The organism is Streptomyces sp. NPDC006551 (genome assembly GCF_040611675.1).
Classification (GTDB): domain Bacteria; phylum Actinomycetota; class Actinomycetes; order Streptomycetales; family Streptomycetaceae; genus Streptomyces.
This window is the reverse complement of the sequence record NZ_JBEXOT010000005.1, coordinates 46902-62489: the sequence shown is the minus strand read 5'-3', so window position 1 is coordinate 62489 and position 15588 is coordinate 46902. Positions and strand designations below refer to the sequence as shown.

Sequence of the window (15588 nt, the reverse complement as noted above, 5' to 3'; positions counted from 1 at the left end):
TTGTCGGTGGCACGGAGCATGATGGGGGCCATGACTGAGACCAATGACTTCGCCGACCTGCCCCTGTGGGAGCAGCGCTTCCGGGCGCCGCGCGTGTCCCTGCCCGAGTGGGCCGAGGAGGCGCCGGACCGTTCGCTGTTCGTGTCCAACGCGACGGGCACGTACGAGCTGTACGCCTGGGACCGGGCGAGCGGCACGCAGCGGCAGGTCACGGACCGGCCGAACGGGACGACGGACGGCACGCTGTCCCCGGACGGCCGGTGGATCTGGTGGTTCTCGGACAAGGACGGGGACGAGTTCGGGGTGTGGATGCGCCAGCCCTTCGAGGGCGGCGCGGACGAGCCGGCAGTGCCCGGGCTCGCGCCCTCCTATCCGGCGGGGCTCGCGATCGGCCGGGACGGCACGGTCGTCGTGGGCCGCTCGACGGACGAGGAGGGATCGACGGTCCATCTCGTACGGAACGGCTCGGCGCCGGTCGAGATATACCGGCACCGGGAGTCGGCGGGCGTCGGCGATCTCTCCCACGACGGGTCCCTGATCGCGATCGAGCACACGGAGCACGGCGACGCCATGCACGCGGCGCTGCGCGTGCTGCGGGCCGCGGACTCCTCCGTGCTCGCCGAGCTGGACGACACCAAGCGCGGTACGGAGGAGCTGGGCCTGGCGGTGCTCGGCTTCGCTCCGGTGGCCGGCGACACCCGGCTGCTCGTGGGCCACCAGCGACGGGGCCGCTGGGAGCCGCTGCTGTGGGACGTGGCGACGGGCGAGGAGACCGATCTCCGGCTCGACCTGCCGGGCGATGTGTCGGCGGAGTGGTATCCGGACGGCTCGGGGCTGCTGATCGTGCACAGCTTCGAGGCGCGCAGCGAGCTGTGGCGGTACGACATCGCCACGGGCGCGCTGGTACGGGTGGAGACCCCGGCCGGGTCGGTATCGGGCGCCACGGCCCGCCCCGACGGCAGCGTGGAGTATCTGTGGTCGTCGGCCGCGCGGCCGCCGGTGGTGCGCTCGACGGCGGGCGGGGTCGTCCTCGACCCGCCCGGCCGGAAGGCGCCGGACTCGCTGCCGGTGGAGGACGTGTGGGTGGAGGGGCCCGGCGGCCGCATCCATGCCCTCGTGCAGCGGCCGGCGGAGGGTGAGGGGCCCTTCCCGACCGTCTTCGAGGTGCACGGCGGTCCGACCTGGCACGACAGCGACGCCTTCGCCTCCGGTCCGGCGGCCTGGCTCGACCACGGCTACGCGGTGGTCCGGGTCAATTACCGCGGATCGACCGGTTACGGCCGGGAGTGGACGGACGCGCTGAAGCACCGGGTCGGCCTGATCGAGCTGGAGGACGTCGCGGCGGTCCGTGAGTGGGCGGTGGCCTCGGGGCTCGCCGACCCGGCGAAGCTGGTCCTGTCGGGCGGATCCTGGGGCGGCTATCTGACCCTGCTCGGGCTCGGCACCCAGCCGGACTCCTGGTCGGTGGGGCTCGCCGCCGTGCCCGTCGCGGACTATGTGACGGCGTACGAGGACGAGATGGAGGCCCTGAAGGCGCTGGACCGGACGCTGTTCGGCGGCTCGCCGGAGGAGGTGCCGGACCGCTTCGAGGCCTCGTCGCCGCTGACGTACGTGGACAAGGTGACGGCCCCCGTCTACATCTCGGCCGGCGTCAACGACCCGCGCTGCCCGATCCGGCAGATCGACAACTACGTCGAGCGGCTCGCGGCCCGGGGAGCGGTCCACGAGGTGTACCGGTACGACGCGGGGCACGGCTCCCTGGTGGTGGAGGAGCGGATCAAGCAGGTCCGCCTGGAGCTCGCCTTCGCCGCGCGTCACCTGGGGACCCGGCCGGTCGAGGGGTGAGGCGGCTGCGTACCGTGGAGGGGTGTACCGGTTCCTGAGAACACCCCGCTGGTGGGGGATCAACGTCTTCGTCGTGCTGGCGATCCCGTTCTGCCTGTTCATGGGGACGTGGCAGATGGGCAAGTTCGAGGACCGCGTCGACACCCACCGGGAGGCGGAGCGGGCCCCGGACCCAAGCACGCTGAGAACCGAGCCGCTGGAGAAGCTCCTTCCGGTGGACAAGGAGACCTCCGGCAGGCACGCGGAGGCGAGCGGCCGGTACGGCCAACAGTTCCTGGTGCCGGATCGTGAGCTGGACGGCCGCAGTGGCAGTTACGTCCTGACGATGCTGAAGACGGACGGTGGCAAGTCCCTGCCGGTGGTACGGGGCTGGCTGCCGGCCGGCGCGAAGGCGCCGGCCCCGCCGTCCGGCGAGGTCACGGTGGTGGGCGCCCTCCAGGCGTCCGAGAACGCCGGCACCAAGGGCGTCCACGCGGCGGGCGGGCTCCCGGAGGGCCAGCTCGGCATGATCAGCGCGGGAGCCCTGATCAATGTGGTCAGCGACGACGTGTACGACGCGTGGGTGACGGTCACCGACTCCCCCGACGGCCTGACCCCGGTCCCGGCGGCGGCCGCGGCGGGCACGTCCCTGGACCTGAAGGCGTTCCAGAACCTCGGCTACACCGCGGAGTGGTTCGTCTTCGCGGGCTTCGTCGTCTTCATGTGGTTCCGCCTGCTGCGCCGCGAGGTGGAAGCCCAGCGGGACGCGGAGCTGGGCCTGTAGGTCGCCTGGGCCTCATGCCTTCGGTCCTGCGCCTCCGGCCTCGGCCCCATGGGTCCTGGGCCCTGGCCCTTGGGGCTCCGGGGCATCCGTGCCCTGAGCGCAAGCCGCCCCGGCGGGTGCCGGTGCCGATCGGTCCCGCACGGTCCCGGTCAGGACGCGTCGAGCACGCCCGTGCGGTAGATCGTTCCGGCGCAGGCGTGGGGAATCGTCGCCGCGGCGGCCGGGGCGCCCGGTTCCGCCGTGTGGCTGACCTCGACGCTGCCTTCGGCCGGCGTCCCGTCCTCCGCGCCGAGCTGGGTCGAGGCGTCGTTGCTCGCCGATCCGCTGTCGGTCGATCCGGTGGACCCGGACGAGGTTCCGCCGGCGTCCGTCGGGGCGGTGGGATCGGGCGAGGTTCCCGTGGTGGGGCAGGTCTCCTTGGGGACCCAGGCGAACCGCACCTCGTAGGCGTTGTCCGGCGCCAGGAGCAGCGTCGGCGATTCCTGCGAGGGGTCGGGCAGTCCGCTCGCCGCGTCCCCCGGCGTGTGGGAGACGACCATGATCTTGGACGGGTCGGCCGCTCCCTTGGTCGCGAAGTCGACGCGGCCCGCACCGCTCACCACGCACTCGCGGCCGGAGACGTTGGCGATGCGGAAGGTGCCGTAGACCTTCCCCTCCGCGTCGGGCGCGCCTGCACGCACCGAGCTGACGCCCAGTTGGGCGGCCTCGCACACGGGTGAGGCGTCCGGCTGTGCGTCGGCGGGCGGCTTCGAGCCCGGCTCCTCGCCGTCCGTCTCGCCGGAGGCCGATGCCGCGGGCTTTCCGGCCCCCTCGGCCGCGCCCTGGCTGGGACTGACGGCGCCGGTCGGCGTGTCCGCGCCCTTCTCGCCGCCCTCGACCCCGGTCTCGGCGCCGGTGCCGCCCTGGGCCTGCTCGCCGTGTCCGGCGTTGATGGCCTGGTCGGCGGAGGTCCCGCCGGAATTGGCGACGTGCACGAACGCCGGGACGGCCGTGCCGATCAGGACCACGGCGGCGGCGATGCCGACGATGGCCTGCCGCTTGCGGGCGCGCCGCGCGGGCACCGCGCGGCGTAGATGGTCGAGCGCGCCGTCGGTGGGCTCGAGGTCGGCGACGGCGCCCTGGAGCAACCGTCGAAGCGCGAGCTCGTCGTCTCCGAAGGGGTCGTCGCCCCCGAAGAGGTCGTCGGCCTGCGCTTTGTCGGGCCCGTCGTTCACAATCCCGTGTCCCATGTCGTCGCGTTCATCGTCGGGCGGCCCGCTCGCACCGCCAGAGCCGAGACCGGAGCCGCCGCCGGAGCCGAGGCCGGGGTTCGTGTCGCCGGAGCCGAGGCCGGGGTTCGTGTCGCCGGAGCTCATGCCGTCGCCTCCATCGCGACACGCAGCGCCGCGATGCCCCGCGAGCCGTACGCCTTCACCGACCCGAGGGATATGCCGAGCGTCTCGGCGACCTGGGCCTCCGTCATGTCCGCGAAGTACCGCAGGACCAGCACCTCGCGCTGACGGCGCTGCAGCCCGCGCATCGCCTTGATGAGCGCGTCCCGCTCCAGCTGGTCGTACGCCCCCTCCTCCGCGCTCGCCATGTCCGGCATCGGCTTGGACAGCAGCTTGAGTCCGAGGATGCGGCGGCGCAGCGCGGAACGGGAGAGGTTGACGACCGTCTGGCGCAGATAGGCGAGCGTCTTCTCCGGGTCCCGGACGCGGTTGCGCGCCGAGTGGACCCGGATGAACGCCTCCTGCACCACGTCCTCGCAGGAGGCCGTGTCGTCCAGGAGCAGCGCGGCGAGGCCGAGCAGCGAGCGGTAGTGGGCGCGGTAGGTCTCGGTCAGGTGGTCGACGGTGGTGCCCGCGGCCACGGTGCCGTCAGCGCTCTCGCGCGGCGCGGGGATGCCGATCACTCCGGACGTCCGGGCTCTGGTGGGCATGCGTGCGATCACCGGCATGCCGCCCGCCGGGCGCGGACGCCTGAGCGGGTGCACCACGGTGCCGCGTACGGGGACGGAGACGGGACCCCTGAGCGGGGCGGCCGCCGCGCCGCGGAGCGGGACGACCGCTGCGATGTCGAGTACCTCTGCCACGCCTGTTGGACACGCTTCCCCCCGTCAGGGTTGTACGCGTACGCCACCGTTTTCGACGGTGTTCCCTTTGCCGTCATGCGCACCCGTTCATCCCCAATGCCCCGTATTCGCAGCACGTTTCGCGGCACACCGCATGGGCGCACGCGGAGACGCTTCCCACCCGACCACCGGTTGCAGCAAGGGAGAAAAACATCCTCGAACATGGCATCGTCCCAGTTCAAGAGCGCTCCGCTGGTGACTTGATCACAGGACGTTCACGGATTCTACAAAATTGAACGGTCAGTGGGCGTCGATTTCCGGACGCTCCCGACGCTCCGGGCGGATGACCGCCTCGGCGATCTGGACGGCGTTCAGGGCCGCGCCCTTGCGGAGGTTGTCGCCGCAGACGAAGAACTCCAGCGACCGTTCGTCGTCCATCGAGCGGCGCACCCGGCCCACCCAGGTGGGGTCCGTGCCCACGACGTCGGCGGGGGTGGGGAAGTCGCCCGCGGCCGGGTCGTCGTACAGCACCACGCCCGGCGAGGTGGCCAGGATCTCGTGCGCGCGCCCGACGGTGACCGGATGCTCGAAACGCGCGTGGACGGAGACGGAGTGGGCGGTCAGCACGGGTACGCGCACACAGGTGGCGGCGACCGGCAGCCCGGGAAGGTCGAGGATCTTGCGCGTCTCGTGGCGGACGCGGAGCTCCTCGGAGGACCAGCCGTCCTCCATCGGCACGCCCGACCAGGGCACGACGTTGAGCGCGACGGGCCCGGGGAAGGGGCCGGTGTCCTCGCCCACCGCGCGCCGTACGTCGCCGGGGTGGTTGCCCAGCTCGGTCCCGGCCACCAGCGACAGTTGCCGGCGCAGCGCGGCGGCGCCCGCCTGCCCGCCGCCGCTCGCGGCCTGCTGGACGGTCACCACCAGCTCACTGACCCCGAACTCGGCGTGCAGGGCGCCCACGGCCACGATCAGCGCCAGCGTCGAACAGCCGGGACTGGCGACGATCCCGCGGGGCCGTACCCGTACCGCGTGCGGATTGATCTCCGGGACCACCAGCGGCACGTCCGGATCCAGCCGGAAGGCGGCCGAGGTGTCCACGACCACAGCGCCCTTGGCGGCGGCGATCGGCGCCCACCGCGCCGCCACGTCCTCGGGCGCGAGGAAGAGGGCGAGGTCGACGCCCTCCAGTACGTCCTCGCTCAGCGCGAGGACCTCCGTCTCCACCCCGCGCACGGCCAGCTTGCGGCCGGCCGACCGCGGGGAGGCGACGAGTCGGATCTCGCCCCAGACGTCGGCGTGCTGCGACAGGAGCTGGAGCATCACCGCACCGACGGCTCCGGTCGCTCCCACGACCGCGAGCGTCGGCTTGCGGTTCAACGGTGGCACGTCACCGGCCGGTGCCGCCGTAGACAACGGCCTCGTCCGAGTCGCTGTCGAGCCCGAAGGCGGAGTGGACGGCCGTCACGGCGTCGTTGACGTCGTCCTGGCGGGTCACGACCGAGATGCGGATCTCGGAGGTGGAGATCAGCTCGATGTTCACGCCCGCGTCGGACAGCGCCTGGAAGAAGGAGGCGGTGACGCCCGGGTTCGTCTTCATACCGGCGCCGACCAGGGAGATCTTGCCGATCTGGTCGTCGTAGCGCAGCGAGTCGAAGCCGATCGCGCCCTTCGCCTTCTCCAGGGCGTCGATGGCCTTGCGGCCCTCGGCCTTGGGGAGGGTGAAGGAGATGTCCGTCAGCCCGGTGGAGGCGGCGGACACGTTCTGCACGATCATGTCGATGTTGATCTCGGCGTCCGCGACGGCCCGGAAGATGGCCGCCGCCTCGCCCGGCTTGTCCGGCACGCCGACGACGGTGATCTTCGCCTCGGAGGTGTCGTGGGCGACACCGGAGATGATGGCCTGCTCCACCTTGCGGTCCCCTCGCGGTTCGTTGCTGACCCACGTGCCCTGCAGCCCCGAGAAGGACGAACGGACGTGGATCGGGATGTTGTAACGGCGTGCGTACTCGACGCACCGGTGCAGCAGCACCTTGGAGCCGGAGGCGGCGAGCTCCAGCATGTCCTCGAAGGAGATCCAGTCGATCTTCTTCGCCTTCTTCACCACGCGCGGGTCCGCCGTGAACACACCGTCGACGTCGGTGTAGATCTCACAGACCTCGGCGTCCAGCGCGGCGGCCAGCGCCACGGCCGTGGTGTCGGACCCGCCACGCCCCAGCGTGGTGATGTCCTTCTTGTCCTGGCTGACGCCCTGGAAGCCGGCGACGATCGCGATGTTGCCCTCGTCGAGGGCGGTACGGATCCGGCCCGGCGTGACATCGATGATGCGCGCTTTGTTGTGGACCGAGTCGGTGATGACACCGGCCTGGCTGCCCGTGAACGACTGGGCTTCGTGGCCCAGGTTTTTGATCGCCATGGCCAGCAGGGCCATGGAGATCCGCTCTCCGGCGGTCAGCAGCATGTCGAATTCACGCCCGGCAGGGATCGGGGATACCTGCTCGGCGAGATCGATCAACTCGTCCGTCGTGTCGCCCATCGCGGAAACCACGACGACCACCTGGTGGCCGTTCTTCTTGGCATCCACGATCCGCTTGGCGACGCGCTTGATGCCTTCGGCATCGGCAACGGAGGAGCCTCCGTACTTCTGCACGACAAGGCCCACGTGCGCTCCTCGCTCGGTCTCTGCCGCAGTCATCACTGCGGTCGGCTCAGTTTAACGAGCAGCCCGGAATCGCCGACCGTATATCACATCCTGAGATGTCCCGCTCAATCAGTGATCTCGGCCGTTGGCCCGGACTGCCCGTGGTCGACCCCCTGCCCCAGGGGCGGCGCTGTACGCGGAGTTGTGGGAGGGGTCACATGCAGAAGGTGCGCGGTGAACGGGTGCTCGTGCCCCAACTCCCGGACGCTGTCGGCCACCACCGCGTCGAAGTCCGCCGCCGCCCGCTCCGTCCGGCCCACCGCCGCGTACAACCCGACCAGGTTCAGCCGCGAGGTGAGCGTCTCCGGATGGGCCGGGCCGAGCAGCTCCGTGCGCGCACCCAGCGTCCGCTCGTGCAGGGTGATCGCCTCCTCCAGGCGACCGGCGTCCTGGTAGGCGACCGCCAGGTTGTTCCGCAGCCGCAGGGTGTCGCGGTGGGCGGCCCCCAGCACCCGTTCCAGCCCCGCCAGCGCGCCCTCCAGGAGCGCGACCGCCCCGTCCTTGTCCCCCAGGTGGCGCCAGGTGACCGCGAGCCGCCCCCGGGCGACATGCGTCTCGGCCCGGTCCTCGCCGAGCCCCCGCTCCAGATCGGCGACGACCCGCGCCTGGAGGTCCGCCGAGGCCTCCAGGTGCCACGCGATGGCCCAGCACTCGGCGAGGCCCTCGCGGCTGCCCGCGGTCCGCGGATGGTCGTCGCCGAGGACACGCTCCCGGCACGCGACGGCCCGCTCGAACCAGAGCGCCGCCTGGTACGTGTCGGTCTGCTCCAGCAGGAACCAGGCCGCCGCGTCCAGCAGCGCGGCCGTGCCGGCCGTGTCCGCCGAGGGGTCGGTGTGCTGGGCGTACGCCTCGACGTGCGGGAGCAGCTCACGCCACGCGCCCCACTCGGCCACGCCCCCGGCTCCCTTCGGCGTGGCTGCCGCCAGCGTCTCCTCGGCGACCACCCGGGCGGCGTCGATGTCCTCCACCCGCCGATGCGGATCGCTCTCGTCCGCCGTACGCGCGACCGCCTGCACCAGCCGGTGCACGGACACGGCCCCGTCCTCGTGCAGCGTGACCATGCTGTGCGCCGCGAGCCGGCCCACCGCGCGCCGCACCGAGAACGCGGGGCCGAGCCGTTCCAGCAGCGGGCGGGGGATCCGGTCCGGGCCCCACCAGGCGAGGACCCGCAGGATCGTCCCCGTGAGCGGATCGGCGGCCACGAGCCGGTCCAGGGTCAGCCGCCAGGTCCACGCGACCGCCTGCCCGCCCTCGGTGGTCCGCTCGACCGGGATCTCGTACACCTCGCCGGGGTAGCGCCGTAGCTGGTCGAGGTACTCGCCCGGTGTCGTACGGGTCTCGGCGCAGTAGGCCGCGGCCTGGGCCACGGCGAGCGGCAGATGTCCCAGCGTCCCGCAGAGGGTCCACACCTCGGCCGTGTCCCTTGGCCCGAGGTGGGTGACGGCCCGCGTGAACATCTCGGCCGAATCCTCGCGGCCGGGGACCGTCAGCTCCATGACCTCCGCGATCCCGTCCCACCCGCCCGCCTGCCGCGTGGTGATCAGGATCCGCCCCCGGACGACCCGCGCGAGCAGCGCCTCGACGTCGGCCGCTTCGGTGACGTTGTCGAGTACGAGCAGCCAGTCGTCGTGAGCCGCCAGCCACTGCAACGCCTTCTCGCGCAGCGCCTCGCGCGGCAGTACGTCGATCAGCGCGGGCTGCATGGCGCCGGCGAGGGCCGCGAGCCCGGCGTCGAGATCGGCCCGGGTCTCGGCGGTGATCCACCAGACCGGGTTGTGGTCGTCGGTGCGCCGGGACGCCCAGTGGGCGGCGAGCGTCGACTTGCCGACGCCTCCGAGTCCCCGGACGGCGACGACACGGTGGGCCCGTATGTCGAAGGCGTCGTCCAGCCACCGGGTTTCACGGTCACGCCCGACGAACCGCACGGCCTTGCGCGGTATTTTGACGAGCCCCTCCGGGCACCACGCCGGCGCCAGAGCCTCCGGTGGCAGCAGGACCGCCCGCTCCACCTGGGTGAGATGGTCCCCGGTGTTGACGTTGCCGATGCTTCCGCCGGCCGCGACCGACCGCTCCCCGGCGGCCTCCACGCCGTCGCTCACGCGTCGCCCGTCGACACGCTGCCGATGTCACCACCGGCGGCGACGGACCGGTCCCCGGAGGCGGTCACGGGGCCACCCGGCTCCCGCGAGGCCGCAGGCGTCGAGGCCGTGGGCGTCGAAGGGGCGGGCATCGAGGGCGCGGGCGTCGCAGGCGCGGGCATCGAGGGCGCGGGACCGGCTTGCGCACCGTTTCCCGTGGTGACGGACCCGATGTTCCCGCCGGCCGCGACGGAGCCCGCGCCGGACGCGGTCACCCCGCCGGCCCGCCCGAACTGCCCCCACAGCGAGAGCCCGAGGCCCACGGCGGCCAGCACGGCGCCGACGACGCTCGCGATCTGATCGGCCTTGCCCAGATCTGCGACGGCCACGACGACAAGGGCGACGGCTCCGGCCGCCCCGACACCGACGCCGGTCCACAGCAACGCTCTCGACTCCCCCTGGACGGTCATGACGCCATCATGGCAGGGGCCATGGCTCCGGACCGGGGGTTTCGGGCCGGGGGGTTTCCGACCCGGGGTTCGAGCGCCGCCCCCGTCTTCCTACTTCTTCAGCGATCCGAGGCCCAGCGGGCCCGCGATCTCCGCCGCCATGACGCGGCCCGCCTCCTCCGCGAGGTCGTCCTCCGTCAGGTCCTCGTCCGTGTCGAGTCCGTCCAGCGCGGCCAGCGGCTGGTCGAGGCGGACGTGGGAGACCAGCGACTGCAGGGCGCGCAGGGTCCCGGAAGCCGTCGGGCCCCAGTTGGAGAAGTAGGAGAACTGCCACCACCACAGCGCCTCGCTCGTCCGGCCGGCCCGGTAGTGGGCCAGGCCGTGGCGCAGATCCATGACGATGTCGGCGAGGTTGTCGGAGATGCGGCACGGCACCGGCGCCTTGCGCGGCTCGTACGGGTCGAAGACCTCCGAGAACACGTCCACCGGCTCCAGGAGCGCCGCGAACCGCATGCGCAGGTCGTCGACGTCCAGGTCGGGGCCCGTGTCCGGCTCGTAGCGCTCGTCCGGGACGATGTCCTCGTGCGCGCCGAGCCGCCCGCCCGCGAGCAGCAGCTGCGAGATCTCCAGGAGCAGGAAGGGCACCGCGCTGTCGGGCTCGTCGCCCTTGGCCACTTCCGTGGTGGCCACGATGAAGGACTCGATCGAGTCGGCGATCTGGACCGCGAAGTCGTCCGGGTCCTGCATGATGGAGTGCAGCGTGGGGTCAGACATCGAGGGTGCCTCCCTTGAGCTCACGAGCGAGCGCACGAGCCGTGTCGGCCCTGTCGTCATACATCTAGCAGGCGCCGCCCCTCGAAGGCACGGCCGAGGGTGACCTCGTCGGCGTACTCCAGATCACCGCCGACCGGCAGGCCGCTCGCGAGACGCGTGACCTTCAGTCCCATGGGCTTGATCATCCGCGCCAGGTACGTCGCGGTGGCCTCGCCCTCCAGGTTCGGATCGGTCGCCAGGATCAGCTCGGTGACCGTGCCGTCCGCGAGCCGCGCGAGCAGCTCCCGGATGCGCAGATCGTCCGGGCCGACGCCCTCGATCGGACTGATGGCGCCGCCGAGCACGTGGTACCGCCCACGGAACTCGCGCGTCCGCTCGATCGCCACGACGTCCTTCGGCTCCTCGACCACACAGATGACCGACAGGTCCCGGCGCGGGTCGCGGCAGATGTTGCACTGCTCCTGCTGTGCCACGTTGCCGCAGACCGCGCAGAACCTGACCTTCTCCTTGACCTCCAGCAGCGCGTGCGCGAGCCGGCGTACGTCGGTCGGCTCGGCCTGGAGGATGTGGAAGGCGATCCGCTGCGCGCTCTTGGGACCGACGCCGGGCAGCCTGCCCAGTTCGTCGATGAGGTCCTGAACCACGCCTTCGTACAACGGAACGCCCTTCTCGGGTCTGCTTGATTCTTACGGTAGTGGCTGAAGCGATGCCTTAGAAGCCCGGGGACGCGAGCGCGGGGCTCAGAAGCCCAGGCCCGGCATGCCGCCCAGGCCCTGCGTCAGCGGGCCCAGCTTGGCCTGCTGCAGCTCCTGGGCGTTGTCGTTGGCGGCCTTGACCGCGGCCACGACCAGATCGGCCAGCGTCTCGGTGTCCTCGGGGTCGACGGCCTTGGGGTCGATCACCAGGCCGCGCAGCTCGCCGGAGCCGGTCACCGTCGCCGTGACCAGGCCACCGCCCGCCTGTCCCTCGACCTCCGTCGCGGCGAGCTCCTCCTGGGCGCGCGCGAGGTCCTGCTGCATCTTCTGGGCCTGCTGGAGGAGCTGCTGCATGTTGGGCTGACCACCACCGGGAATCACGGTCACTCCTGGCATTTCGACGACTGATGTTCGGTACGCCGAGCCTACGTGGTCCCCGCACGAGCCGCCGCCACAACTCTTTCGAGTGAGAAACTGCGGGCTCCTCTACCTGATCAAGACCCTCTTGCGGGCGGAAATCCCGGGATTCCGGGCCCACAGCCCACCATTCGGCGGTAGGAAGGGCAGGCACCACGTGCACCGCATGTCACAGAAGGACACGAGCGCTGAGCTGAACAGAGGAGTCCCCCGGTGAGCCAGCAGCCGGAGATGCAGCCGCCGCCGGGGCAGCCCGAGAGGCCGGTCCGCCGTGATCTGACCGGGACGCCCTTCCCGCTCGGCGACTGGGGCGAGCCCGCGGAACGGCTGGACGAGCTGTACCGCTGGGTCGAGTCCAACGCGCTGCGCACGGCGGAGTGGTATCTGTCCGACCGCGTCTGGAAGCGCCGCTGCGCGCGGGCGCTGCGGCTCGGTACGGCGCTGGGCGTCATCGCGGGCGCCGCGCTGCCGCTGCTCGACCTGACGGAGGTCGCGGACGGGGCGGCGGGGTGGGGGTACCTGTCCCTGCTGCTCGGCGCGGCCTGCATGGCGTGCGACCGGTACTTCGGGCTGACGTCCGGCTGGATAAGGGACGTGGCGACGGCACAGGCGGTGCAGCGCCGGCTGCAGACGCTGCAGTTCGACTGGGCGTCGGAGAGCGTACGCGAGGTCCTCGGGCCGACGGAGGGGACGGCGAGCGAGGCCGCGGAGCGGTGCCTGGGGGTGCTGCGGCGCTTCTCGGAGGACGTGACGGAGCTGGTACGGGCGGAGACCGCGGACTGGATGGTCGAGTTCCGCTCCGGCCCGGCGCCGCCGGCCCTCCAGGCGGTGGGCACCCCCGCGCCCCGTCAGGAGGCCGGCCAGCCCCCGGCCCGCTTCCCGCTGCCCCCGGGCACCCGCCCGAACATGCCGAGACAGCGCCCGCCGGAGCCGCGCTGACCAGGCCGAAGCGGCGGTGCTCCCGGCGGAGCCGCGCTGAACAAGCCCGAGCCGCGCTGACCCCGGCGCGGCCGTGCTGAACAGGCGCGAGCCGCGCTGACCCCGTTCCGTGGAGGGCGACGAGGAGCGAGCCGCCCTCCACGGCGAAGGCTCAGCTGAGGATGATCATCGAGCCCTGTCCGAGGCTCCGGGTCGCCGCCGCGTGCAGCCCCAGCCACACATGACGCTCCCGCGCGAACGGACTGTCGTCGTACGGAATGGGTCCCGCCGGTTCCTCCAGCTCGGTCGGCCGCTCCGGTGGCAGCGGCGCGGCCGGCGGGTTGGCCGGGTCGATCCCGATCGCGGGCGCGACGAACTCCAGCTCCCGCAGCAGCCCGTGCGAGGACCCGAGCGGGCCGCCACCCTCCAGGAGTTCGTCGTTGGAGAGCGGGGCGGGGAAGTCCACGGGGACGTACGCACCGGCGTGGTCGTAGTGCCAGACGAGGTGGGACTGCTGGGCGGTCGCCTCGAACATCTCCAGGAGCTGCTCGTAGTCCCCGCCGAGCTCGTCGACCGGTTCGACGGGGAGACCGCAGATCCGCAGCAGATAGGCGCGGCGCAGGAAGTGCAGGGCGTCGTAGTCGAACCCGGCGACGGGCGCCACGTCACCGGAGAGCCCCGGCATGTAGGCGAAGACGGGCACGGTGGGCAGACCGGACTCGGTGAGGGCCTGGTCGTAGGCGGCGATCTCTTCGGCGAAGGGATTGTCGGGGCTGTGGCACAGCACGTCGACAAGGGGGACCAGCCACAGGTCACAGGCCAAGGGAGGCTCGCTCTCCGTCAGTTGCAGGGACGGCCAGGGTAATCGGCGCGGTCCGCGTCGCACACCCGCTGGTGACCTGCCCGCCGGCGTCCCCGGTCAACCCGGGCTCCGCTCGGTCCGGCTCCGCTCAGCCCCGCTCAGACCCGCGCCGCCCGGCCGCCGCCGGGCCGCTCCAGCCGGTCCGCCCACTCCAGCGACTGCGTGTTGTACGCCCGTACGACGGCGACCGCCGCCTCCGGGTCCCCGAGCGTGATCGCGTCGACCAGGTCCACGTGGCCGCTCCACAGCCAGCCCCGCAGATCCGGGTCGGAGCGCAGATACGGCACGGAGAAGACCCACGCCTGGATCCGCAGCCGGTGGAGGAAGTCGGCGATGTAGTCGTTGGCGGACACCAGCCGGCCCAGCTCGCGCCAGTAGCGGATGTCGTAGCCGATGAGGATGTCCAGGTCCCCGGCACGGGCCGCCCGCGCGGCCGCCTCGCCCCGGCGCCGTACGGAGACGAGCGCGACCCCGAGCCCCACGTCCGGCACGGCGGCCGCGAGCGGGGCCGGGGCGGGCGCGTGCCGGCGGAAGATGCCGTCGACGACGAGCATGCGGGCCTCGACCATCCCGCGGTAGTCGTCGACCGAGAACTCGTGGACACGGAAACCGCGGTGCTGGTCGGAGTCGAGAAGCCCCTGCGCGGACAGGTCGACGAGGGCTTCGCGTACCGGCGTCGCCGACACCCCGTACTGCTCGGCTATCTGCTTGACGGTGAATTCCTGTCCGGGCTGGAGACGCCCGGCGAGCACTTCGTCACGCAGCGCGTCCGCGATCTGCTGTCGCAGGGTGTTGCGGGTGACGGCTCCGCTCGCGGGCATGATGGTCGGCTCCCCCTCCGTCCGGTTCCGGACACCCTAGTCCAGCGGGGAACGGGGCCGGTCGGAGCGCTACGCCGCCTTCGGGCCGGCGACCGACGTCTTCTGGTTCTGCCGGATCAGCATCACCGCCGGAACGAGGACCAGCGGCATCGGCGTGGGAACGACGACCACCGCGCAGACGGCACACCACAGCGCGAGCCCCCAGCCGATGGAGGGCGGCACCGGCACGCCCGCCTTTCCGAGGTACGAGACCAGGAGCCCGAGGAGCAGCAGGGGCAGGGCGAAGCTCCCCAGCGAGATCCAGAAGGCGCTCGCCGCGCCGGTCGGCTCGAAGAACGCGTCTCCCTTCAGGAACCACATGGCCCCGCCGAACCAGTCGTCGAGGCGTCCGGCGCTCATCGCCAGGAGCAGGACGAGATGCAGCGTGCCGAGAAAGACCAGGATGCGCCCCGCGCGTACGACCATGACCGTGCCCCCACTTTCGAAACCAACAGTTTCGGAACTGTGGGTACCGTAACATGGGGTCATGGCAGCCGGAACAGGACGACCACGGGATGCTCGGGTGGACGCGGCGATCCTCGACGCCACACGCGAACTCCTCGCCAGGGACGGGTACGCCCGGCTCACCATGGACGCGGTGGCCGAGCGCGCGGGAGTCGGCAAGGCCGCGATCTACCGACGCCACGCCACCAAGCAGGAGATGGTCTTCGCCGCCACGGTCCACGCGGCGGAACCGCTCGATCCGGCCGACACGGGCAGCCTCGTCGGCGATCTCACCGCGCTCGTCGAGGAGATCGCGGTCACGCTGAGCAGCCCGGCGTCCTCCGCCGCGGCGCTGGGGCTACTGGCGGACATGAGGCCGGACACCAGCCTGGGGGCCCGTTTCCGTGAGCGGTTCCTCGTCGGCGAACTGGCCGGTGTCGAGCGGCTGCTGGACCGCGCGGTCGCCCGAGGCGAACTTCCGCCACCGCCGGACCGCCCGGACGTCCACGTCGTCCACGCCTTGGTGACCGGGCCGATCTTCACCACGCTGTTCCTTCAACACCGCGACCCGCTGGGGCTGGCGGAGCCGTTGGGCGGTCTGATCGCGGCCGCACTGACCGCGCCGCGCCAGGCGGCGACCGGGTCCGCGACCGCGACCGCACAGCGAAGGGGCCGTCCGGGACACAGTCCGGACGACCCCTGAGACCACTGCGACCTCGGAGACCTCTG

At 72.1% G+C, this 15588-nt stretch carries 16 protein-coding genes; 4 read left to right on the top strand and 12 right to left on the bottom strand.

Annotated elements, in window-relative coordinates; genetic code table 11:
* The first annotated feature begins 30 nt into the window (after positions 1–30).
* Entirely contained in the window at positions 31–1845 is a 1815-nt protein-coding gene (locus ABZY12_RS07800; protein WP_356888268.1) for a prolyl oligopeptidase family serine peptidase, read from the top strand.
* A 22-nt stretch (positions 1846–1867) separates the two neighbouring features.
* Positions 1868–2608: an SURF1 family protein gene (locus ABZY12_RS07795; RefSeq protein WP_356888266.1), complete on the top strand. Its 741-nt coding sequence runs from the start codon at positions 1868–1870 to the stop codon at positions 2606–2608.
* 149 nt (positions 2609–2757) lie between these two features.
* Here the strand turns inward: ABZY12_RS07795 and ABZY12_RS07790 are convergent, their stop codons facing one another.
* From ABZY12_RS07790 to ABZY12_RS07750, 9 genes are all read right to left on the bottom strand, one after another.
* On the bottom strand, positions 2758–3963 hold the full coding sequence (locus tag ABZY12_RS07790) for a hypothetical protein (RefSeq protein WP_356888264.1): 1206 nt from the start codon (positions 3961–3963) through the stop codon (positions 2758–2760).
* Positions 3960–4547, bottom strand: a complete 588-nt coding sequence (locus tag ABZY12_RS07785) for a SigE family RNA polymerase sigma factor (protein ID WP_356888580.1) — start codon at positions 4545–4547, stop codon at positions 3960–3962. The genes ABZY12_RS07790 and ABZY12_RS07785 overlap by 4 nt, the downstream gene beginning before the upstream one ends.
* Before the next feature lie 414 nt (positions 4548–4961).
* On the bottom strand, positions 4962–6041 hold the full coding sequence (locus tag ABZY12_RS07780; RefSeq protein WP_356888262.1) for an aspartate-semialdehyde dehydrogenase: 1080 nt from the start codon (positions 6039–6041) through the stop codon (positions 4962–4964).
* A gap of 10 nt (positions 6042–6051) precedes the next feature.
* Positions 6052–7323: an aspartate kinase gene (locus tag ABZY12_RS07775; RefSeq protein ID WP_356888260.1), complete on the bottom strand. Its 1272-nt coding sequence runs from the start codon at positions 7321–7323 to the stop codon at positions 6052–6054.
* A 104-nt stretch (positions 7324–7427) separates the two neighbouring features.
* Positions 7428–9461: a tetratricopeptide repeat protein gene (locus tag ABZY12_RS07770; RefSeq protein ID WP_356888258.1), complete on the bottom strand. Its 2034-nt coding sequence runs from the start codon at positions 9459–9461 to the stop codon at positions 7428–7430.
* Positions 9458–9910 carry a hypothetical protein gene (locus ABZY12_RS07765; RefSeq protein ID WP_356888256.1) on the bottom strand — a complete coding sequence of 151 codons (453 nt, stop codon included), beginning with the start codon at positions 9908–9910 and terminating at the stop codon, positions 9458–9460. Before ABZY12_RS07765 ends, ABZY12_RS07770 begins: the two co-directional genes overlap by 4 nt.
* A 90-nt stretch (positions 9911–10000) precedes the next feature.
* Positions 10001–10663, bottom strand: a complete 663-nt coding sequence (locus tag ABZY12_RS07760) for a DUF5063 domain-containing protein (RefSeq protein WP_356888254.1) — start codon at positions 10661–10663, stop codon at positions 10001–10003.
* 56 nt (positions 10664–10719) lie between these two features.
* Complete coding sequence (gene recR, locus ABZY12_RS07755) at positions 10720–11319, bottom strand: recombination mediator RecR (RefSeq protein WP_356888252.1); 600 nt, start codon at positions 11317–11319, stop codon at positions 10720–10722.
* Positions 11320–11403: 84 nt separating this feature from the next.
* The gene (locus ABZY12_RS07750) at positions 11404–11739 is read right to left on the bottom strand and encodes a YbaB/EbfC family nucleoid-associated protein (protein WP_356888579.1); all 336 of its coding nucleotides are present in this window, start codon (positions 11737–11739) and stop codon (positions 11404–11406) included.
* Positions 11740–12006: 267 nt separating this feature from the next.
* On the opposite strand from ABZY12_RS07750, the gene ABZY12_RS07745 reads away from it, so the two are divergent.
* Positions 12007–12714 (top strand): SLATT domain-containing protein, encoded by a 708-nt coding sequence (locus ABZY12_RS07745; protein ID WP_356888578.1) that lies wholly within the window; start codon positions 12007–12009, stop codon positions 12712–12714.
* A 151-nt stretch (positions 12715–12865) separates the two neighbouring features.
* Here ABZY12_RS07745 and ABZY12_RS07740 read toward each other — a convergent pair whose 3' ends face one another.
* The 3 genes from ABZY12_RS07740 to ABZY12_RS07730 all read right to left on the bottom strand — a co-directional run bounded on the left by ABZY12_RS07740 (position 12866) and on the right by ABZY12_RS07730 (position 14841).
* A complete protein-coding gene (locus tag ABZY12_RS07740; RefSeq protein WP_356888250.1) occupies positions 12866–13516 on the bottom strand; it encodes a hypothetical protein in 651 nt (216 codons plus the stop codon).
* Positions 13517–13653: 137 nt separating this feature from the next.
* A complete protein-coding gene (locus ABZY12_RS07735; protein WP_356888248.1) occupies positions 13654–14376 on the bottom strand; it encodes a GntR family transcriptional regulator in 723 nt (240 codons plus the stop codon).
* A gap of 69 nt (positions 14377–14445) precedes the next feature.
* Positions 14446–14841 (bottom strand): DUF6463 family protein, encoded by a 396-nt coding sequence (locus tag ABZY12_RS07730; RefSeq protein WP_356888246.1) that lies wholly within the window; start codon positions 14839–14841, stop codon positions 14446–14448.
* 61 nt (positions 14842–14902) lie between these two features.
* On the opposite strand from ABZY12_RS07730, the gene ABZY12_RS07725 reads away from it, so the two are divergent.
* A complete protein-coding gene (locus tag ABZY12_RS07725) occupies positions 14903–15562 on the top strand; it encodes a TetR/AcrR family transcriptional regulator (protein ID WP_356888244.1) in 660 nt (219 codons plus the stop codon).
* Positions 15563–15588 lie beyond the last annotated feature (26 nt).

Coding starts and splice junctions, on each gene's coding strand:
- ABZY12_RS07760 (WP_356888254.1), bottom strand. CDS start 10,663: ATGTCTGACCCCACGCTGCACTCCATCATGCAGGACCCGGACGACTTC.
- ABZY12_RS07730 (WP_356888246.1), bottom strand. CDS start 14,841: ATGGTCGTACGCGCGGGGCGCATCCTGGTCTTTCTCGGCACGCTGCAT.
- ABZY12_RS07765 (WP_356888256.1), bottom strand. CDS start 9,910: ATGACCGTCCAGGGGGAGTCGAGAGCGTTGCTGTGGACCGGCGTCGGT.
- ABZY12_RS07725 (WP_356888244.1), top strand. CDS start 14,903: ATGGCAGCCGGAACAGGACGACCACGGGATGCTCGGGTGGACGCGGCG.
- ABZY12_RS07800 (WP_356888268.1), top strand. CDS start 31: ATGACTGAGACCAATGACTTCGCCGACCTGCCCCTGTGGGAGCAGCGC.
- ABZY12_RS07790 (WP_356888264.1), bottom strand. CDS start 3,963: ATGAGCTCCGGCGACACGAACCCCGGCCTCGGCTCCGGCGACACGAAC.
- ABZY12_RS07785 (WP_356888580.1), bottom strand. CDS start 4,547: ATGCCGGTGATCGCACGCATGCCCACCAGAGCCCGGACGTCCGGAGTG.
- ABZY12_RS07745 (WP_356888578.1), top strand. CDS start 12,007: ATGCAGCCGCCGCCGGGGCAGCCCGAGAGGCCGGTCCGCCGTGATCTG.
- ABZY12_RS07735 (WP_356888248.1), bottom strand. CDS start 14,376: ATGCCCGCGAGCGGAGCCGTCACCCGCAACACCCTGCGACAGCAGATC.